Here is a 19,530-nt window from a genome sequence, read left to right as displayed (position 1 = left end):
ATGGCAACGACCACACCAGCCGGTGTGCGGGGCTCTCACGCCAAGCACGGAGGCGCCACGAGCGGCGACGCTCCGATGACGCACCGGCAGATCATGGAGGCGCTCTCCGGGCTGTTGCTCGGCATGTTCGTCGCGATCCTGTCGTCGACGATCGTCTCCAACGCACTCCCCCACATCATCGGCGACCTCGGCGGCGGCCAGTCCGCCTACACCTGGGTCGTCACGGCCGCGCTGCTCTCCATGACCGCGACCACGCCGCTGTGGGGCAAGCTCTCCGACCTGTACAGCAAGAAGGCCCTCGTCCAGATAGCCCTGATCATTTATGTTCTGGGCTCTGTGGTCGCGGGTCTGTCCCAGAACGCGGGCATGCTGATCGCGTGCCGTGTCGTCCAGGGCATCGGTGTCGGCGGCCTGTCCGCCCTCGCCCAGATCGTCATGGCCGCGATGATCTCCCCGCGCGAGCGCGGGCGGTACTCCGGCTACCTCGGCGCGACCTTCGCCGTCGCAACCGTCGGCGGTCCGCTGCTCGGCGGTGTCATCACCGACACCTCGTGGCTCGGCTGGCGCTGGTGCTTCTACGTCGGTGTGCCGTTCGCGATCATCGCGCTGATCGTGCTGCAGAAGACCCTGCACCTGCCCGTCGTGAAGCGGGACGTGAAGGTCGACTGGGGCGGCGCGTTCTTCATCTCCGCCGCGGTCTCGCTGCTGCTGCTCTGGGTCACCTTCGCCGGTGACAAGTACGACTGGGTGTCGTGGCAGACGTACGCGATGGTGGGCGGCTCGATCCTGCTCGGCCTGATCTTCGTGCTGGTCGAGTCCAGGGCGAGCGAGCCGATCATCCCGCTGCGGCTGTTCCGAAACCGCACCATCACCCTCTCCTCCCTCGCGTCGCTCTTCGTGGGTGTCGCGATGTTCTCCGGCACGGTCTTCTTCAGCCAGTACTTCCAGCTGGCCCGTGACAAGTCCCCGACGATGTCGGGCGTCATGACCATCCCGATGATCGCCGGCCTGTTCGTCGCCTCCACGGTCTCCGGCCAGATCATCACCAAGACCGGCCGGTGGAAGTACTGGCTGGTCGCGGGCGGCGTCCTGGTGACCTCGGGCCTCGGCCTCCTCGGCACGATCCGCTACGACACGACCTACTGGCACATCGCGATCTTCATGGCGCTGCTGGGCCTCGGTGTCGGCATGATGATGCAGAACCTGGTGCTGTCCACGCAGAACCAGGTGGCCCCGGCCGACCTCGGCTCGGCCAGCTCCACGGTGACGTTCTTCCGTTCCCTCGGCGGTGCGATGGGCGTCTCCGCGCTCGGCGCGATCATGGCCAACCGGATCACCGACTACGTCAAGGACGGTCTGACCGACCTCGGCCCCAAGTACGCCTCCCTGGCCTCCGGTTCCAGCTCCACCAGCTCCATCCCGGACATGGACAAGCTCCCCGCGCCGCTGCGCACCGTCATGGAGAGCGCGTACGGCCACGGCATCGCGGACGTCTTCCTGATCGCCGCGGGCATGGCGCTGATCGCCTTCTTCATCGTGCTGTTCATCAAGGAGGTCCCGCTGCGGACGTCGGGCGCACTGGCCCAGGCAGCGGACGCCAAGACGGAAACACCGGCGGAGACTTCCACCGCCGGGGCTCCCGCCGCCGGAACTCCCGTCGCCGAGGAGAAGGTCCCGAGCTGGGCCGTCGCGGAGACCGAAGCCGGCCCCGAGGGCACGCAGCGACTGTCCGCCGTCGCCACGGCAACGAAGGAGACCACCCCGTTGCCCGCCTCCAGTGGCGTTCCCGTACGCGGTTACGTCCGCGGCGCCGAGAGCGCGCCCGTGCCGCAGGCCGCGGTCACGCTGATCTCGCTCGCGGGACGGCAGCTGGGCCGTTCGGTCGCCCAGGCCGACGGCTCCTACGCCCTGGACGCGCCCGGCGTGGGCAGTTACGTCCTGATCGCCTCCGCCGACGGCTTCCAGCCGCAGGCCTCGACGATCGTCGTCAACGACGAGCCGGTCGCGTACGACATCCTGCTGAGCGGCACGAGCGGGCTGAGCGGTGTCGTGCGGGCCGCCGACGGCGGTACGGCGGTCAAGGACGCCATGGTCATCGTGACCGACGTACGCGGTGATGTGCTGGCCACCGGGACCACCGGTGAGCAGGGCGAGTTCACCTTCGCCGAGCTGGTGCCGGGTGTCGTGACGGTCGCGGTGAACGCCGCGGGTCACCGGCCGCGGGCCCTGCCCGTCGAGGTCGGCGGCGCCGGGGTCACCCGGATCGAGGTCGAACTCGACTCGGGCGCCCAGCTCCAGGGTGTCGTACAGGCGCCCGGCGGGCCCCTGGCCGACGCCCGGGTCACGCTGGTCGACGCGGCGGGCAACGTGGTCGGCACGGCCAGGACGGGCACGGACGGCGCGTACGCCTTCACCGACCTGGACGGCGGCGAGTACACCGTCATCGCGACCGGCTACCCGCCGGTGGCCACGGCACTGACGGTCTCCGGCCGCGGCGTCGACGACCACCACATCGAACTCGCCCACCCCGGCGAGTAGTTCGAGCCCCGGCCCGTGGGGAAGCGCGCACTCTGAGCGGAGGTGCGCCCCCCACGGGCCGGTTTCATTACGACCAATTTTTCGTGTCTTGCAGGGAGAAAACGGGATGGGACTGACCGCACGGATTCGTACGCGGGACGGATGGGCCGTGTCGCACGCGGTCGTCACGGTGACCGACATGACGGGCGCCCAGGTGCTGCGCGCCGAGGCGGACGCCGAAGGAGCCGTCCACGACACGACCGCCCTCGCGCCCGGCGCGTACACCGTGATCGTCACGGCGGTCGGGTACGCGCCCGCCGCGTCCAGCGCCCTGGTGACCGCCGCCGGCCGCGCCGAGATCGGCAATGTGACCCTGGCCCGCCAGGGCGGCACCGAACTGCCGCCGCCCGGCCCGTGGACCATCGACCCCGCCCACTCCTCCGTGGGCGCGGTCGCCCAGCACCTGGGCATCTCCAGCGTGCACGGCCGCTTCACCGACTTCTCGGGCACGATCGAGATCGCCCCCGACGACGTGACCAAGTCCCGCGTGGAGGCGGTGATTCAGGCCGCGTCCATCGACACCGGCAACGGGATGCGCGACGGACATCTGAGGTCACCGGACTTCCTGGACGTCGAGACCTACCCGCACATCACCTATACCTCGACCGCCGTGACCCCCGCCGGTTCCGACCGCTGGACCATCCACGGCGAACTGGCCCTGCACGGCGTCGTACGCCCGGTCGACCTGGACCTCGCCTACCTCGGCACCGGAGCCGACCCCTGGGGTGGCACCCGCGCCGCGTTCCGCGCCACGACGGAACTGCACCGCGAGGACTTCGCGATGCGCTACAACCAGGTCGTGCAGGCGGGCATCGCCGCGATCGGTACGACGCTCAAGGTGGAGCTGGACATCCAGGCGGTGCAGGGCGAATCGCTCCCCCAGGCACTCGCATAGGCATAGGCACGGCAGGGACAGGCCGGAGCACCGTCCAGCCCGTAGGCTGCGGACCATGGCACCGAACATCGCGACGAACACCTCTGTCTCCCGCGACGAACTGCTCGACTTCGTACGCCCCCGCCACCGCGCCATCCTCCTCACCCGCCGGGCCGACGGGAGCCCTCAGGGCTCGCCCCTGGCCTGCGGGGTCGACGACTCCGGCCGCATCGTCGTCTCGACCTATCCCGAGCGCGCCAAGACCCGCAACGCCAAGCGGGACGAGCGCGTCAGCGTGATCGTCCTGAGCGACGAGTGGAACGGGCCGTGGGTCCAGATCGACGGCACCGCCGAGGTCATCGACGCGCCGGACTCCGTCGAACCCCTGGTCGAGTACTACCGCAATATCGCGGGCGAGCATCCGGACTGGGACGAGTACCGCGCGGCGATGCTCAAGCAGGGCAAGTCCATCATCCGCGTCACCCCCGACCGCTGGGGCCCGGTCGCCACCGGCGGCTTCCCGGCCCACCTGGCCCCCCAGCCCTAGGGGGATTCTCGCCCCCGCCGCCCCTACCCGTCCCATCCTCCAGGGGCTCCGCCCCTTCGACCCCGTTCGCTGTGTGTCGGGTGCGGGTGGGTGGGGGCTGGGCCAAAAGATTGCGCAGTTCCCCGCGCCCCTAAACGGCGACGGGGCGCAGCCCCGAGCCGTTAGGGGCGCGGGGAACTGCGCGGCCAGCCCCCACCGGCCCGCAGACGACTTTTTGGCGCCCCACGCACCCGCAGGGACCCGCAGGGACCCTCAGCCGCGCGCCACCATCGTCTCGATGCCGGCGATCAGCATCTCCAGGGCGAAGCCGAAGTCCCGCTCTCGCATCTCCTCGACCGTGTCACCCCCACGCGCCTCCATCAGATCCGCCGCACTCTCGAAGTTCGCCGCGAACTGCGGCTGTTCGCTGATGGTGCTCATGGCCTGGCGGAAGTACTCGTCCTGGGACATCCCCGCCGAGGCGCAACGCTGCACGAAGTGCCCCTCGATCGTGCCGAAGCCGTACACGAACTGGAACACCGCCGACAGCGCACCCATCTGCCCGTACGGCGGCAACCCCGTGTTGCGGACCACCTGCTGCACGCAGAGCGAGAACGCCATGGAGTGCGGCCCGATGTTCAGGAAGTTGCCGATGAGCGGCGACACCCAGGGGTGGCGCACCAACAGCGCCCGGTACCCGGTGGCCAGCGCGCGCAGCTGATCGCGCCAGTCCTCCCCCGACTCCGGGTCCGGCAGCTCCAGTTCACCGAACACCGCGTCGAGGGCGAGTTCGAGCAGGTCGTCCTTGGTGTCGACGTACCAGTACACGGACATCGCGGTGACGTTCAGCTCGGCGGCCAGCCGGCGCATGGAGAACTTCGCCAACCCCTCCGCGTCCAGCGACCGCACTGTGACCTCGGTGATCCGCTCCCGGTCGAGCCCCGACGGCTGCCCACCGCCCCGAGCCGCACCGCCCCGGGGGGCCTTGCCCTCCAGCCAGACACTGGTCCGCGCCGGACGCTTGGCCCGGTCGGCTGCCCTCACCATGGCGCACCTTCCTAGGAACTCGGACTGCGGCGCGGCCCGGAATCCCCCGGTCCGCCTTCCTTGATGATGCTAAGCGGGCGCTACGCGGAAACCGCCACCGCGGAGTCTGCCCTCTCCGCCCGCCGCAGCAACGCCGCCGCCAGGAGTCCACCGAGAAGCACGGCGAGCGCACCCACCAACTGACTGGTCTCCAGCCCCGACGAGAACGCGTCCGTGATCCGCCCCCGCTCCTGCGCCGACCGCGCCGAGCCGAGCGCCGCCGGCAACGAACTCGCCGCCACCGGGATCAGCGCCGCGAACCGCGAGTTGAGGACCGCGCCGAGCACGGCCACCCCCAGTCCGTTGCCGAACTCGGCGAGCGTGCCGTTGATGCCCGCGCCGACGCCCGCCTTCTCCCGGGGAATCGCGCTCATGATGGCGTGCGCCATGGCGGGGTTGGCCACGGCACACCCCGCGCCGATGAGCAGCAGCCCGAGCAGGGTGCCGCCGTACCCGTGCGCGGCGAGCGTCGCGATGGACACCAGCCCCGCCGACATCAGCACCATGCCGAGCGCGATCGACACCGGTGTCCCGAGCTTCGTCGTCCACTTCGCGGACAGGCCGGAGAAGTTCAGGGCGACGACCGACAGGGCGAGCGGCGCGGTCCGCAGCCCGGCCTCCAACGGCCCGTATCCCAGGACGAATTGGAGATGCTGCGTCAGCAGGAACAACGCACCCCCCATCCCGAAGGTGATGAGCACCGCTCCCGCGACGGCCCCCGTGAACCGCCGGTCCCGGAAGAAGTGCAGATCGAGCATCGGATACGGAATCCGGCTCTCCCAGTACGCGAACACACCGAGCACCGCCACAGCCACCCCCGCCGTGACCAGCACCCGCCCCGAGGCCCACCCATGCCCGGGCCCCGAGATGATCGCGTACACGAGCGCGGTCATACCGACGGTGGAGAGCAGCGCGCCCAGCAGGTCGGGCCGGTCACCCCGCGGATTTTGCGACTCGGGTACGAGCGCCACCACCGCGACGAGCCCCAGCGCCGCCACCGGCAGATTGACGAGGAAGATCGCCCCCCACCAGAAGTGGTTCAGCACGAAGCCGCCGAGGAGCGGTCCGGCCGCGAACCCGAGTGCGTTCACGGCACTCCAGATACCGATGGCCTTCGGGTGTTCGTCGGGCGTGAAGATCTGCATGGCCACGGCGAGCGTGGTGGTGAGCAGCAGGGCACCCCCCACCCCCATCCCCGCCCGCGCGGCGATCAACTGCCCGGTGGAGTCCGCGAGTCCGGCCACCAGTGACCCGATCCCGAACAGCACCAGCCCTGCCACCAGCATCTTCTTGCGCCCGTAACGGTCGGCCGCGCTGCCCGCGGTGAGCAGCAGCCCGGACTGCACCAGCGAGTACGCGTTGATCATCCACTGGATGTCCGAGGTGGACGCGTCCAACTCCCGGGTGAGGGAGGGGATCGCGACGTTCAGCACGGTGTTGTCGAGCAGCACGGTGAGCTGCGCGAGACAGATGACACCGAGGATCAGCCAGCGCTGGGGGTGCCCTTGGGGGGCAAGGGGGCCTTCGGGGCCTTGGGAGGTTTGGGGGGTCTGGGGTGTCGGCGTACTTGACATGCTGTACACCGTAGAACAGTTCCCATACGCCGTACAAGAAAGTATCGCGACCCCCCGGACAGACCGATGGCCCGGAGCAAACGCTCCGGGCCATCACCCTGCGAAAGGAACCGTCAGCTGCTGGAGCTGCTGCTCGCCGCCTGCGTCAGGTCGTAGAACGTGGCCGAACCCACGGTCACCTTCTTGAAGTTGGCCGTCACCCACGAGCTGATCTGCGACGACGTACCGCTGCTGCTGCCGCCCATGCCGCCGCCCGAACCGCTGGAGATGAAGTAGTGGATCTTGCCGTCCGCCACGTACTTCTTGAACTGGGCCAGCGTCGGAGACGGGTCCGTGCCGTTGAAGCCGCCGATCGCCATCACGGGCTTGCCGGTGGCGAGCTGGTAGCTCGCGGAGTTCTGGGAACCGATGGCCGCCGCCGCCCAGGTGTAGTCGTCCGCGTTCTTCGACAGCAGGCTCTTGGCCTCGGAGGTGACGGTCGCGCCGTTGAGCAGACCGCCGACGCCGCCTCCTCCGCCCATGCCGCCCTCGCCGGTCTGGCCGCCGGGGCCGCCCTGCTGGCCGTTCTGGGTGGTGCCGTTGCCCTGCTGGTTCTGACCGGGGAAGCCGCCCGTGCCACCGGTACCACCGGTGCCGCCGGTCGGAGGCTGCCCCATGCCGCCACCCTGCTGGGCGTTGCCGTTGCCGTTCTGGGTGGTGCCGTTCTGGCCCGGCATACCGCCGCCGAACCCACCACGGCCGCCGGCGCCACCGCCGCCAGGACCGCCTCCGCCGCCCATCATGCTCGCCCCGGACGGACCGGCCGTGACGATGGACCCGGTGTGCCCGGTGTTCACGGTGGAAAGGGTGTACGCCGTCGGGCCCGCGACCGAGGCCACGAAGCTCAGCCCGACCGCCGCGAGCGCCAGCTGACGCCCCAGCCTGGCCGCGAAGATCAGGCCGAGCGCGCCGACCAGACCGCCGATGAGGACGAGCCACTTCAGCCAGGGCAGGTAGTCGGAGGTGCGGTTGAGCAGGACGTAACCCCAGGCCGCGGTGGCGGTGACCGCGCCCGCGAGGGTGAGCGACGCCCAGATCCTGCTCCGCTCCTCCCACAGGACCGTCGCGCCCATGCCGACGACGGCGGCGATGTAGGGGGCCAGCGCCACCGTGTAGTACTGGTGGAAGATGCCGGCCATGTAGCTGAAGACGACCATGGTCATCAGCAGCGCGCCGCCCCAGGCGAGGAACGAACCGCGGGCCAGGTCGGTCCGCTTGGCCTTCCGCGTGAGCACGAGGCCCGCCACGAGCAGGATCAGCGCGGCCGGGAGCAGCCACGCGATCTGGCTGCCGATCTCGGAGTTGAACATCCGGTTCCAGCCGGTCTCGCCCCACTGGCCGGTGCCACCGGCGCCGCCACCGCCGCCGACGCTGCCGGTCTCGTCGCCGTTGATGCGGCCGAGGCCGTTGTAGCCGAAGGTCAGCTCAAGGAAGGAGTTGTTCTGCGAGCCGCCGATGTACGGGCGGGAGGACGCGGGCCACAGCTCCACGATCGCGACCCACCAGCCGCCGGAGACGACCATCGCGACGGCCGAGAGGCCCAGCTGGGCGAACCGCTTCTTCAGCTTCACCGGCGCGCAGACCGCGTACAGCACGGCGAGCGGCGGAAGGATCAGGAAGGCCTGGAGGGTCTTCGCGAGGAAGGCGAAGCCGACCGCGACACCCGCCCAGACCAGCCACTTCGAACGGCCGTCCTCCAGGCCGCGGATCACGCAGTAGACCGTGACGGTCATCAGCAGCGCGAGCATCGCGTCCGGGTTGTTGAACCGGAACATCAGCGCGGCGACGGGGGTGAGCGCGAGCACCGCGCCCGCGATCAGACCGGCCGCGGGGCTGAAGCGGCGCCGGACGGCCGCGTACAGGACGCCGACCGTGGCCACGCCCATGAGCACCTCGGGGACGAGGATCGCCCACGAGCTGAGGCCGAAGATCCGCACCGACAGGGCCATCGGCCACAGCGAGGCCGGGGGCTTGTCGACGGTGATGGCGTTGGCCGAGTCGAGCGAGCCGAAGAACATCGCCTTCCAGCTCTGACTGCCGGCCTGCACGGCCGCCGAGTAGAACGAGTTGGCGTACCCGGAGGCGCTCAGGTTGTACAGGTACAGCACCGCGGTGGCGAGCAGCAGGCCGAGGAAGGCGGGGCGCACCCAGCGCGGGTCCTCGGGCCGGCCGCGCCAGAAGCGGCGCGGGAGGGGCTGCTTGGGCTCACCGGAGCCGGGCGCCGGGACCGGGGCCACGGCGGCGGGCACGACCGGCTCCTGCAGAGCCGTCGACGTGGGAGGCCCCCAGAAGGGACTGGCTTCCGCGGAGGGACTGGCTCCCCCGGAGGGGCTCGCGCCCCCCGGAAGGCTCGTATCCGTATCGGGCTGAGTGGTCATCGCGCGTTCCTCGGATCGTGATCGTGATCGTGCGGGCGCACCGCCTGCAACTGCATGGTCGAGTCCCCCCAGGTGCGGTCCGCGGCTTCACCGGCGCGGAACTGGGCTGTGTCATATGTGTCGTACGAAGACTGCGGCGCCGTCGGACGCTGGGGCAGCGGCGGGTGCCCTGCCTGGGCGTGCTGGGCGGCCGAGTGGTGCTGCGCCGTCGAGTAGGTCGGCGAGGCCGGGTTGTGCGAGGTCACCACCTGGGACGGCGACGGCGTGTCGTCACGCCGGTCGGGGAAGACCCAGGCCCGGAAGAGCAGGAAGCGCAGCACCGTCGCCGCGAGGTTGGCGGCGATGAGGACCGCCAGCTCCGTGGAGTGCGAGGGGCTGGTCGTCGCGGCGTTCAGCGCGGCGAGCGAGCCGCTGGTGAGGGCGAGACCGATACCGAAGACGACCAGGCCCTGTGCCTGGTGCCGGACGGCGCCGCCCCGGCCGCGTACGCCGAAGGTCAGTCGCCGGTTGGCCGCCGTGTTGGCGACCGCCGACACGAGCAGGGCGAGCGCGTTGGCGACCTGCGAGCCCGAGAACGAGCGGAAGCCGCTGTAGAGCAGCAGGTAGAAGAGGGTGGACAGCGCGCCCACCACACAGAAGCCGACCAGCTGCCGGGCCAGGCCCTTGGGTACGTCGGTCAGGTCGCGGTCGCGCGGGTCGTCCCCGAAGGGCCGGGCGAGCCGGTCGAGCGCCAGCGAACCGGTGGCGAGAGCACGTCCCACCCGCCACACCCCCTTGAGGTCGTCCGTCGCGGTCTTCACGATGTGCACCGTCGAGTTCGGGTCGTCGACCCAGTCGACCGGCACCTCGTGGATGCGCAGTCCGGCGCGCTCGGCGAGCACCAGCATCTCGGTGTCGAAGAACCAGCCGGTGTCCTCGACCAGCGGCAGCAGCACCTGCGCGACATCACGGCGGATCGCCTTGAAGCCGCACTGCGCGTCCGAGAAGCGGGCCTGCAGCGAGCCGCGCAGGATCAGGTTGTACGTGCGGCTGATGAACTCCCGCTTGGCGCCGCGCACGACACGCGAGGAGCGGGACAGCCGCGAGCCGATCGCGAGGTCCGAGTGACCGGAGATCAGCGGCGCCACCAGCGGCAGCAGCGCGTTGAGGTCGGTGGACAGGTCCACGTCCATGTACGCGAGGATCGGCGCGTCCGAGGCGGACCACACGGTCCGCAGCGCCCGGCCGCGGCCCTTCTGCTCCAGCCGGAAGGAGGTGACCTCCGGGATCTCCGACTCCAGCCGCGCTGCCACCTGAGGGGTGGTGTCCGTGGACGCGTTGTCCGCGACAGTGATGCGGAACGCGTATGGGAACGTGCGCTTGAGGTGCTCGTGCAGTCTGAGCACACATGGCTGGAGGTCCTTCTCCTCGTTGTAGACGGGGATCACTACGTCCAGGACAGGCGTACCGGCGTCTCCGGCCGGGAGGTGCTCCCGCGCCGGCAGATTGCCGGGAGAAGAGTCGGTTCGCATGCCAACGACTCTCGTCAAACGCCCTGTTGCACCCATGTGGTGGCGCTGTGCTGTGCCTGTGAGTGCGATTGCCAATTTGTTTCCGGAACAAGCGCAGGCAAATGCACGGTAAACACGGTCCTGCCCGGGATGCTGTCGACGGTCACGGCACCGCCGTGCGCGGACGCGACGGCCTGCACGATGGCGAGCCCCAGACCGGTCGAGCCGGAGGCCCGGGAGCGCGAGGAATCACCGCGCGCGAACCGTTCGAAGACACGGGGGAGCAGATCCGCGGGGATACCCTGCCCGTCGTCCTGGACGTCCACGCACAGCCACGGCCCGTGCCGGTGGACGCGCGCGGTGACGGTCGTACCCGGTGGTGTGTGCGTGCGTGCGTTCGCGAACAGGTTGACCAGCACCTGCTGGAGCCGTGCGGCGTCCGCCGACACCAGCGCGGGCTCCTCCGGCAGCTCCAGCCGCCAGTTGTGCTCCCGCCCGGCCGCCCGCGCGTCGCTGACGGCATCGATAACCAGGGGTACGAGGTCGGTCTGCTCGTACTGGAGCGGGCGGCCCGCGTCGAGCCGCGCGAGCAGCAGCAGGTCCTCGACGAGCCCCGTCATACGCCCGGCCTCGGACTCGATCCTGCCCAGCGCGTGCCGGGTGTCGGGCCCGGTCTCCTCCCTGCCGCGCCTGGTGAGCTCGGCGTAGCCGCGGATGGAGGCCAGCGGCGTACGCAGCTCATGACTCGCGTCGGCGACGAACTGCCGTACGCGCATCTCGCTCTGCTGGCGTGCGTGCAGGGCGCCGTGGATGTGGTCGAGCATCCGGTTGAGGGCCGCGCCGACCTGGCCGACCTCGGTGTGCGGATCGGCCTCGGACTCGGGAACCCGCTCGTACAGGGTGACTTCCCCACTGTGCAGGGGGAGTTCGGAGACCCGGGTGGCGGTGGCGGCGACCTTGCGCAGCGGGCGCAGGGCGACACCGACGAGGACGCTGCCCGCGATGCCGGCCGCGATCAGACCGGCCGCGGTGACGCTCACCTCGACGATGATGAGGGTGTTGATGGTGTTGGTGACGGACGCGGTGGGGAGGGCGACGTAGAAGTTGCCCTTGCCGCCCTGGACGTACGTGACGCGGTACTCGCCCAGGCCCGGGATGTCGATGGTGTGGATGCCGGTCTTGGATACGGAGCCGAGCGCGGCCTTCTGGGCCTCGTTGAGCTTGACGCCCTTCATGCGTTCGAAGACACCGCTGGTGGTGGACTCCTTGGCGATGACCGCCTGGGTGACTCCGCCGTCGTCGTCGACCGCGGCGGCGATGGTGTCCTTCTGCGTCCCCTGGGTGACGAAGACGTCGAGCCTGTCCTCCGACGAGGAGATGCTGGAGGTGGTCGCCGACGGGTCACCGTTCGGGTCCATGGGCAGCCCATTGCCCTTGCCCGGATTCCCCGGCGGCCCTCCGGCTCGCTTGGCCGCCTCGGTGACCTGGCTGTTCAGCTGCTGATCCAGATGCTGCCCCAGCGCGATGGTCGTGACCGTACCGATCACGGCGCAGACCACGGCGATCAGTGTGACCGCCGAGACGACGAGCCGCGTCCGCAGCGTGCGCGGCTGTCGTGCTCGCCTCTTCTGCGTACGCGGCCGTCGTCGCCCGCTCATGACGCGGCGGGCTTGATCAGATAACCGGCCCCACGCCGGGTGTGGATCATCGGCTCGCGCCCGGCGTCGATCTTGCGGCGCAGATAAGAGATGTAGAGCTCGACCACGTTGGCCTGGCCACCGAAGTCGTACGACCACACGCGGTCGAGTATCTGTGCCTTGCTGAGCACCCGGCGCGGATTGCGCATCAGGAAGCGCAGCAGCTCGAACTCGGTCGCGGTGAGGTGGATGTTCTCGCCGGCCCGCGACACCTCGTGGCTGTCCTCGTCGAGGGTGAGGTCCCCGACGACGAGCACGGAGTCGGAACGCCGGTCGGCGGCACCGGAACGGCGGATCAGTCCACGCAGCCGGGCCACGACCTCTTCGAGGCTGAACGGCTTGGTGACGTAGTCGTCGCCGCCGGCGGTCAGGCCCGCGATGCGGTCCTCGACGGCGTCCTTCGCGGTAAGGAACAGCACCGGAACTTCGGGCAGCTCGCGACGCAGCCGACCCAGGACGGTCAGCCCGTCCATGTCGGGCAGCATCATGTCGAGGACGACAGCGTCGGGGCGGAACTCGCGCGCGGTCTGCACCGCGCCCTGTCCGTCACCCGCGCTGCGGATCTGCCAGCCTTCATAGCGGAGGGCCATGGAGAGCAGTTCGGTGATCGACAGCTCGTCGTCCACCACAAGCACTCGGACGGGGCTCCCGTCCGGCCTCAGCAGTTCGGTGCGCCCCTGGGGCGAGGTCGTGGTCATAGCGGACACCTTGTCCGGGTCCTCTGAGAGCACGCTTTCGGGAACCTGTGATTTCCCTGAGAAACACACAGGTGCCTCTCAGGCAACTCCTGGGAAGATCATCAAGTGTCCGGGGCTGAGCGGTTCAGTGGTTGATCTTGAAGAGGCGTGCGCCGTTCTCGTAGCAGACCGCCCGGAGCCAGTCGTCCCCCAACCCGAGCCGCTCCAGGGCGTGCAGCTGGTGCGCGTACGGGTACGGGATGTTCGGGAAGTCGGTGCCGAGGAGGACCCTGTCGCCAAGATCCGCGAGCCGGGGAAGAGCGCGCCGGGGGAGCGGGGCGAACCGCTCGCTGAAGTCCGTGAACGCCATCGTCGTGTCGAGCCGCACCTCCCCGTACCGCTCGGCGAGGTCGAGGAAGTCCTCGTACTCCGGCATCCCCATATGTGCGACGACGAGCCGCAGCCGGGGATGCCGGGCGAGTACGGCGGCGACCGGACCGGGCCCGGTGTGCTTGCCGGGCGAGGGGCCGGACCCGCAGTGCATCACGACGGGGACCCCGGCTTCGGCGAGCAGCCCCCACACCGGATCGAGGAGCGGATCCCCCGGGTCGTACGCCCCCACCTGCACATGCGCCTTGAAGACCCGCGCACCCTCGTCCACCGCCGCACGCACATACGCCTCGACGCCCGGCTCGGGAAAGAGGGTCGCCGTGTGCAGGCAGTCGGGGGTCCGGCGGGCGAAGTCGACGGCCCACGAGTTGAGCCACTGGGCCATGCCGGCCTTGTGCGGGTAGAGCATGGCGGTGAAAGCCCGCACCCCGAACTCCCTGATCACCGCGAGCCGTTCGTCCTCGTCCCCGCGATAGGTGATCGGCCACTCGACGCCGCCCGTCAGCGGCCCGAGCCCGTCGAAGTAGTCCCACACCTTGCGCAGCACCCGCTCGGGCATGAAGTGCGTGTGCACGTCGACGAGCCCGGGAAGCCCGAGCCGCTCCCAGAACCCCCGGACCTCAGCCACCTCAGCCTTCCCAGTCTTCTCCGCCTTCTCCGCCTTCTCAGCCACGGGCACGCTCGAATCCGTGACTGTGCTCGACCTTGGCGATATGGAGGGTGTAGCGCTCGTACCAGTGGGCGCGCCCGTACTTCTTCGCCGCCTGGTGCTCCATGTGGTGGCGCCACTCGTCGATGGAGGCCTCGTCCCGGAAGTAGGCGATGGTGATCCCGAGCCCGCCGGGCGTACGGGCGGCGTCCTCCCCGAGGAACCCGGGTATCTCCTTCACCAGCTCGCCCATGCGCTCAGCGGTCTCGCCGTATCCGTTGTCGCCCTCCGTCCGCACGGAGGTGAACACGACGGCGTAGTACGGGGGTTCATGGGCCGCGACGGGTGCGGCGACGGGTGCGGCAGCGACAGGTGCAATGAAGTGATCGCTCATGTCCGCCACTCTCGGCTCGGGCTCCCGGGCACGTCCAGCACCTTTCCGAACGGGATCCAAAAGGGATCGAAGTCTTGACCATTCCGCCGTGCCGGAAGAGACCTCTTCCGGCACGGCGCAAAGAGACCGTCTCGCCCGCTAGAAAAGCCCGTCCTGCACGCTGCGCTCCCCCATCTCCCTTACGGGAACGGTCAGTCCGGCCTCACCGCCGACACCGGTCAGCTCCCACCCCGTCATCAGCCGCGTATCAAGAACGACAACACCCCTCCCGGTCGCGAGGTGCAGATCGGGCCCGGCGGCAGCACACAACTCACCACTGACGACACCGCCCGCGGCCAACTCGCTCACGACACCCTCCATCGCGGGTATCCCTGTCAGCCCGAACACATCGGTGTGGTCGACGGGCTCGAACGGCGCGCGCCGGAGCGACTCGGGCCAGGCATCGAGCCGCCCCACGCGCGCGTGCAACTCCTCGATCTCGGCCACCCGCTCACCGGGCCCCGGCAGCGCCGCCCGCACGGCCCGCTTGTCGGCGTACGGAATCCGATCCGGCACCTTGAGCGCGGCCCGCAGCAACTCCTCCGCCCGCCGCGCGGCCATCAAGGGCCCCTCCCCCAGCCAGCTGAAGGTGACGGCCCCCTGCTCCAGCAGCCGCGCGGACCCCCGCTCGACCCGGGTGATCCCCACCTTCACCATGGCGGGCCCGAACCACGCGAGATACACGCGGTACGGCCGCGGGTCATCGGCGATCGTGTCGGCGGCCACGGAGTGCGCCCGGTCCAGCCGCGCACATTCCTCGCACCGCGCCCCGGTACTCCGCCCCGACACGGCGGCCCGCACGGGGCAGTCGTGCCCCCGCGCCCCGACACACGTCCGCACACCCCCGTCCACCACACCGAACGCCACCTGCTTCCCCCAGGCCAGCGGGCTCCGGCGCCCCCCGCCCCACACGAGCACGGGCCCGTCCGACGCCCACCGCAACCCCGAACATCTCCATGCCTGCCGCACGCCATCGACAATAGGGGGCAGGACTGACAGCGGGCCTGACCAGCGATGTTGCACGAACCGTCGCCAGGATCGACGGTTCGTGCAAGATCGCCGCACCAAGCCGAGCGGTCCGATACCGTACGGCGAGGCCCGAAGCCGCAACTTGGATTTGCGACTTCGGGCCTCTCTCACTGCGCTCCTACGGCAGCACGTACACCGGCGCCCCGTCCGGCGTGCAGCCCTGCTGCCGCATGCAGCCGCGCTTGAGCAGCATCCGTACGCAGTCGTGGACGCGCGCCTGCGCCAGTCCCGTACGGGCAGCGATCTCTTCCAGTCGGTACTGAGCCCCGCCCCGCAGCAGCGCCGGGGCCAGGTAGGCCGCCACCGCGTGGATGTCCTCGGTGACGACGAGGTTCTTCGCCTTCCAGGTGGCGAGAAGCTCCTGCGGCGTCGGCTCGGCCCTCGCCGCAGGGCGTTGGCCGACAGCGGGGCGATCCAGAGCAGTGGCGATCTGCTGCAGGGCCGCGGCGATCACGCCCTGACTGCGGCTGATCTCCCGCAACAGCTCGCCGCGCTCCTCCTGGAAGGCGAGCAGCATCTCGTCGGCCCGGACGTTTCGCTCTTCGAGCCGCACGATGGCATCGGCGACCTGCTGGGGCATGACGTACGCGGTGCCGCCGCTGGGCGCGGGCTGGATGGGGGCCGGTTCGAGGGAGTAGGACCCATCGCGATGGACGGTCTCGATGACCTCGGAGACCCAGTTCTTGAACGGAGTGCACTCGGCCTTGGTGCAACCGTTGACAAGCCTGATGAGCCCCCTCAAGTTCACCATCTTCATCGACTTCTTAAGCCCGTGACCTGCAATCTTGCTCAAGGCGTCTACTCCATAGACGCTTCGAGCAAGATCACCCAAGTTTCGCTGGCATTCTGCTGCAACATGCCAGAGCAGCGCCTGACGTGTGTTCGCGTAGCCAAGATCCGAGGCCACGTCCGCCGCCGGAAACCAGTGCTCCCCATCCGGCAACGTAAGCCTCCGCACCCGCGCCCCCGTAGCCGCGAACACGAAGTCATTGATGTCGATCGCGTCCTGCCGCTGTACCGCCGACTCGTCCGGCGGCGTGTTCTGCTCGTACATCGAGCATCACCTCCGCTCCGGAAATTAGGCACACGGAAGGTCAACTCGGGGCGTTAGCAAGGATGTTCACCCGATAGGCGACGGAGGTATCGATTCTGCCCCTGACGAGGAAGAACGCAGACGAAGAACGACGACGAAGACCTCAGCCGACGGACTCGCTCACCGGCTCACCGGTGCCCGACTCCCCAGCCACCCGTACCGGAAGCCCCGCAGGCCGCCCCCGCCCCGCCAGCCGGCACCCGACGCACCCGGGATGCCCCTCCCGCGCGGTGAGGTCCTTGACCCGCAACCCCCACTGCGAGACGGGCCGGCGCCCCGGCGGCTTGCCCCAGCCGGAGAGGTGCAGCGCCCAGGTGACCGCGGCACCGATCGCCACGACGGCCAGCCCGCCCCACACCCCCAGGGCGTTCCCGGTGCAGACGCCGACAGCGATTCCCGCCACTCCTACCGTGGCGATCCCGAACCCGGTCCACCCCGCGATGGTGTGCCCCTCGTCCCACTGGCTCATCCCCAGCCCCCTCCTAAGCCAACGACTAGACTCACAACCCCTCACTACCTAAGAAATTCAGCACCGAAACTCTCACGCACTAAGGGAATATCGATGCAGCACGGCAGCCCACCGCGCTCGCGGCCCCACCCGCGCCCACCCGCGACACCGGCGCAGGCGCTATCCGCCATGGACCACCTGATCGCGGCGAGCATGTTCGGCCGGCAGGAGATGGCCCAGCGGCTGAACCTGAACGTCAGCGACCTCACGTGCTTCGGGTTCGTCCTGGAGGCCGGCGACACCCTGCTCACGGCCGGCGACCTCGCGGAGCGCGCGCAGGTGACGACCGGTGCTGTCACGGGCATCCTCAACCGCCTCGAACGCGCCGGTTACGTCACCCGCCGCCCCGACCCCACGGACCGCCGCCGCGTCCGCGTCGCCGCGCAACCGGCCGCCGTCACCCGCGTCCTGGCCCTCTACGAGCCCTACTACGCCCGCCTGACCGAACTCTTCGCCGACTACACCCCTGCCGAAGTCGCCGTCCTGCACGACTGGTTCACCCGCACGGGCGAGCTGATGAGCGAGTACCGGGAAGAGCTCCGCACACAGAGACCGGCCTAGTAGGGGTTCCGATGGGCGAACGCCCACGTGAAGATCCCAACGGCGATCACCGTCAGCAGAAATCCGGCGAGAAGGATCCAGCGGAAGAACGTCCAGTCCATCTGTCCCCGCTGCCGTCACTCACGGATCATCAACTGCGTGCCGCCGCACAAGCGGAAGGGGCCACAGAACCTTTGGCCATCTTTGGCCATGGATATTCTCTGGCGATGTCGAATCAGTCAGTGGCGGCGGGCGTCAGTCTCGCTCGTGTAATGGCGCACTGCGGCGGAAGTCCGGTCGGCGCCGTGAAGTTCCTGGTGGGGGCGATAGCCTCCGCGCCGGCGGCCCCGGAGCCCTATGCGGGCCTCGCCGACTTGTGGAGGGACCGGCGCTCGGAGCTGGAGGCGGGTCTCGAAGGGGACGGCTCCTTGAGCGCTGTGCTGGCGCAGGCGTACTTCCTGTTCCTCAAGGGGGACATGGATGACGCGGTGATGACCCTTGGTTCGGTCACGGGCGCGCGGCCGGACGTGCCGTGGGGCACTGCTCCATGGTTCGGCGATGCGCGTTTTCTCGACGCGGTGAGTGCCGAGGCACTGGCGGAGGCGTGTCTGCGGACGTTGGACTACGGCCACGACCTGGACACCGACGAGATGCGTGAACGGTTCGCGCCCTGGTTTCACACCATCGACGTGGTGTCCGAGCGGAGTCCGGTGCCGGAATCGCTCGCCGCCATGGCCCGACTGCCCCGGGCCTGCGGACGCTACGAGCTCTCTTTCGCCCTCTGCGACCGCGCCGATACCGTCGACCGGGTCATGTGGACCGCGGTCGCGCGCGCGAACACCTGGATGGCGATGGGCGACCTCGACCAGGCTGCGGCGGCCTTCGAAGACGCCCTGACCCTGGACCCCGCCAACTGGTCCCTCTACCTGGACCTGGCCGACGTGCGTGCCGAGCAGGGCGACTTCGCCGCAGCTGTGGCCCTCGTCGAACAGGGCCTGCAACACGAACCGCAGGAACTCTCCCTGCGCGCCGCGGGTGCCGCGTATCGCACGCGCCTGTCCGGGTCATCCGACGACCTGCGGGCCCTGATCTCCATGGCGCCGGAGCTCGCGAACACCGCCTACCGGGACCTGCTGATCGACTACGCGTGCGCGGGGCCGGGGCTGCCCCGGAACCTCCTGGCCAAGGCCCGCCGTATCCGCAAGAACTGAACACGCACCTGCGCAAGGGCTGTCGTGGGGCGGAGCCGAACTCCGCGACCGCCAACGGCCGACCAACCACGATCGTCGCCCTGCCGGCCGCCCCGGAAGCCCCTGGCATCGAACCTCGAGGCTCGTGCCAGCATGATCTCGTGGAAACTGTTGACCCGGATAACCCGCTCCAGTTGCTGATGGGTGCGGAGGTGAGTGCCGTGCACTTCGTACGTGATTACGTCGAGCTGCATTTTGACGGACCGGTCCTGCGGGCCTTGAGTGATCCATTCGGCCTGTACGACGGCCGCGAGTGGCGCTTCCCCGAACCGGGATCGCTGGACCTCATGCACGGCTATATCGGCAGGACGGTCGACGGCTACGAACTGGATCCGGACCAGATCCTCGCCCTGGACTTCGGCGAGCACCGATTCGCCATCCCTCTGGACGATGACTCTCGGGTGGGCCCTGAGGCGGCCCACTTCCTCGGCCCTGATGGCGTCGTCGGAGGGATGTGGATCTGGTGACGAGGGCGAATCAAGCCTGCGATTGATGGTGACGCAGGTCGCTGCAACCTGAACCGCTCCTTCGAGGTGCTGAGCACCCGTGCCGGCCTCCGCAAGGTCCGCTTCCCGACCGGTACCAAGCCGCGAAAGCCAAGCTGCGGCCTCCGCACGGAAGGCCGGCAGCTTGGCGACGTCGTCCGGGTGGGCGAAAGCGATCCTCATGGAGGCTCGTTCTCGCTTCGGACGGTCAGGCCGTCGATCTCGCGGCTCATCC

Annotated in this window: 17 protein-coding genes; 6 read left to right on the top strand and 11 right to left on the bottom strand. The window is 69.6% G+C overall.

Annotation, left to right across the window (positions count from 1 at the left end):
• The 3 genes from OIC96_RS24945 to OIC96_RS24935 all read left to right on the top strand — a co-directional run bounded on the left by OIC96_RS24945 (position 1) and on the right by OIC96_RS24935 (position 3,998).
• On the top strand, positions 1-2,538 hold the full coding sequence (locus tag OIC96_RS24945) for an MFS transporter (RefSeq protein ID WP_330305704.1): 2,538 nt from the start codon (positions 1-3) through the stop codon (positions 2,536-2,538).
• Positions 2,539-2,644: 106 nt separating this feature from the next.
• Positions 2,645-3,472: a YceI family protein gene (locus OIC96_RS24940; RefSeq protein WP_330305705.1), complete on the top strand. Its 828-nt coding sequence runs from the start codon at positions 2,645-2,647 to the stop codon at positions 3,470-3,472.
• A 55-nt stretch (positions 3,473-3,527) separates the two neighbouring features.
• A complete protein-coding gene (locus OIC96_RS24935) occupies positions 3,528-3,998 on the top strand; it encodes a PPOX class F420-dependent oxidoreductase (RefSeq protein WP_330305706.1) in 471 nt (156 codons plus the stop codon).
• 252 nt (positions 3,999-4,250) lie between these two features.
• On the opposite strand, the gene OIC96_RS24930 is transcribed toward OIC96_RS24935, so the two are convergent.
• The 11 genes from OIC96_RS24930 to OIC96_RS24880 form a co-directional block, all read right to left on the bottom strand.
• Complete coding sequence (locus OIC96_RS24930; RefSeq protein ID WP_330305707.1) at positions 4,251-5,024, bottom strand: TetR/AcrR family transcriptional regulator; 774 nt, start codon at positions 5,022-5,024, stop codon at positions 4,251-4,253.
• Positions 5,025-5,104: 80 nt separating this feature from the next.
• Positions 5,105-6,637 (bottom strand): MFS transporter, encoded by a 1,533-nt coding sequence (locus OIC96_RS24925; protein WP_330305708.1) that lies wholly within the window; start codon positions 6,635-6,637, stop codon positions 5,105-5,107.
• 113 nt (positions 6,638-6,750) lie between these two features.
• The gene (locus tag OIC96_RS24920) at positions 6,751-9,054 is read right to left on the bottom strand and encodes an ArnT family glycosyltransferase (RefSeq protein WP_330305709.1); all 2,304 of its coding nucleotides are present in this window, start codon (positions 9,052-9,054) and stop codon (positions 6,751-6,753) included.
• Positions 9,051-10,565, bottom strand: coding sequence for a bifunctional glycosyltransferase family 2/GtrA family protein (locus tag OIC96_RS24915; protein WP_330305710.1), 1,515 nt, complete (start codon positions 10,563-10,565; stop codon positions 9,051-9,053). The genes OIC96_RS24920 and OIC96_RS24915 overlap by 4 nt, the downstream gene beginning before the upstream one ends.
• Positions 10,566-10,579: 14 nt before the next feature.
• Positions 10,580-12,202 carry a HAMP domain-containing sensor histidine kinase gene (locus OIC96_RS24910; RefSeq protein WP_330305711.1) on the bottom strand — a complete coding sequence of 541 codons (1,623 nt, stop codon included), beginning with the start codon at positions 12,200-12,202 and terminating at the stop codon, positions 10,580-10,582.
• Entirely contained in the window at positions 12,199-12,939 is a 741-nt protein-coding gene (locus tag OIC96_RS24905; protein ID WP_327429970.1) for a response regulator transcription factor, read from the bottom strand. Before OIC96_RS24905 ends, OIC96_RS24910 begins: the two co-directional genes overlap by 4 nt.
• Positions 12,940-13,063: 124 nt before the next feature.
• A complete protein-coding gene (locus tag OIC96_RS24900) occupies positions 13,064-13,987 on the bottom strand; it encodes an amidohydrolase family protein (protein ID WP_330305712.1) in 924 nt (307 codons plus the stop codon).
• Positions 13,974-14,351, bottom strand: coding sequence for an antibiotic biosynthesis monooxygenase family protein (locus OIC96_RS24895; protein WP_330305713.1), 378 nt, complete (start codon positions 14,349-14,351; stop codon positions 13,974-13,976). The genes OIC96_RS24900 and OIC96_RS24895 overlap by 14 nt, the downstream gene beginning before the upstream one ends.
• Before the next feature lie 138 nt (positions 14,352-14,489).
• Positions 14,490-15,359, bottom strand: a complete 870-nt coding sequence (locus OIC96_RS24890) for a DUF2797 domain-containing protein (protein ID WP_330305714.1) — start codon at positions 15,357-15,359, stop codon at positions 14,490-14,492.
• Between the two features lie 178 nt (positions 15,360-15,537).
• Positions 15,538-16,473, bottom strand: coding sequence for a BRO-N domain-containing protein (locus tag OIC96_RS24885; protein WP_330305715.1), 936 nt, complete (start codon positions 16,471-16,473; stop codon positions 15,538-15,540).
• Positions 16,474-16,615: 142 nt separating this feature from the next.
• Entirely contained in the window at positions 16,616-16,981 is a 366-nt protein-coding gene (locus OIC96_RS24880) for an HGxxPAAW family protein (RefSeq protein WP_330305716.1), read from the bottom strand.
• A 168-nt stretch (positions 16,982-17,149) separates the two neighbouring features.
• Here OIC96_RS24880 and OIC96_RS24875 point away from each other — a divergent pair, with 168 nt between their 5' ends.
• The 3 genes from OIC96_RS24875 to OIC96_RS24865 all read left to right on the top strand — a co-directional run bounded on the left by OIC96_RS24875 (position 17,150) and on the right by OIC96_RS24865 (position 19,277).
• The gene (locus tag OIC96_RS24875; RefSeq protein ID WP_330305717.1) at positions 17,150-17,581 is read left to right on the top strand and encodes a MarR family winged helix-turn-helix transcriptional regulator; all 432 of its coding nucleotides are present in this window, start codon (positions 17,150-17,152) and stop codon (positions 17,579-17,581) included.
• 206 nt (positions 17,582-17,787) lie between these two features.
• Complete coding sequence (locus OIC96_RS24870; RefSeq protein ID WP_330305718.1) at positions 17,788-18,771, top strand: tetratricopeptide repeat protein; 984 nt, start codon at positions 17,788-17,790, stop codon at positions 18,769-18,771.
• A gap of 140 nt (positions 18,772-18,911) precedes the next feature.
• Positions 18,912-19,277, top strand: a complete 366-nt coding sequence (locus tag OIC96_RS24865; RefSeq protein ID WP_330305719.1) for a hypothetical protein — start codon at positions 18,912-18,914, stop codon at positions 19,275-19,277.
• Positions 19,278-19,530 lie beyond the last annotated feature (253 nt).

This window comes from Streptomyces sp. NBC_00775 (assembly GCF_036347135.1).
Taxonomy (GTDB): Bacteria; Actinomycetota; Actinomycetes; order Streptomycetales; family Streptomycetaceae; genus Streptomyces; species Streptomyces lutosisoli.
This window is presented reverse-complemented; position numbering and strand designations above follow the sequence as displayed.

Coding starts and splice junctions, on each gene's coding strand:
- OIC96_RS24945 (WP_330305704.1), top strand. CDS start 1: ATGGCAACGACCACACCAGCCGGTGTGCGGGGCTCTCACGCCAAGCAC.
- OIC96_RS24940 (WP_330305705.1), top strand. CDS start 2,645: ATGGGACTGACCGCACGGATTCGTACGCGGGACGGATGGGCCGTGTCG.
- OIC96_RS24935 (WP_330305706.1), top strand. CDS start 3,528: ATGGCACCGAACATCGCGACGAACACCTCTGTCTCCCGCGACGAACTG.
- OIC96_RS24930 (WP_330305707.1), bottom strand. CDS start 5,024: ATGGTGAGGGCAGCCGACCGGGCCAAGCGTCCGGCGCGGACCAGTGTC.
- OIC96_RS24925 (WP_330305708.1), bottom strand. CDS start 6,637: ATGTCAAGTACGCCGACACCCCAGACCCCCCAAACCTCCCAAGGCCCC.
- OIC96_RS24920 (WP_330305709.1), bottom strand. CDS start 9,054: ATGACCACTCAGCCCGATACGGATACGAGCCTTCCGGGGGGCGCGAGC.
- OIC96_RS24915 (WP_330305710.1), bottom strand. CDS start 10,565: ATGCGAACCGACTCTTCTCCCGGCAATCTGCCGGCGCGGGAGCACCTC.
- OIC96_RS24910 (WP_330305711.1), bottom strand. CDS start 12,202: ATGAGCGGGCGACGACGGCCGCGTACGCAGAAGAGGCGAGCACGACAG.
- OIC96_RS24905 (WP_327429970.1), bottom strand. CDS start 12,939: ATGACCACGACCTCGCCCCAGGGGCGCACCGAACTGCTGAGGCCGGAC.
- OIC96_RS24895 (WP_330305713.1), bottom strand. CDS start 14,351: ATGAGCGATCACTTCATTGCACCTGTCGCTGCCGCACCCGTCGCCGCA.
- OIC96_RS24885 (WP_330305715.1), bottom strand. CDS start 16,473: ATGTACGAGCAGAACACGCCGCCGGACGAGTCGGCGGTACAGCGGCAG.
- OIC96_RS24880 (WP_330305716.1), bottom strand. CDS start 16,981: ATGAGCCAGTGGGACGAGGGGCACACCATCGCGGGGTGGACCGGGTTC.
- OIC96_RS24875 (WP_330305717.1), top strand. CDS start 17,150: ATGGACCACCTGATCGCGGCGAGCATGTTCGGCCGGCAGGAGATGGCC.
- OIC96_RS24870 (WP_330305718.1), top strand. CDS start 17,788: ATGTCGAATCAGTCAGTGGCGGCGGGCGTCAGTCTCGCTCGTGTAATG.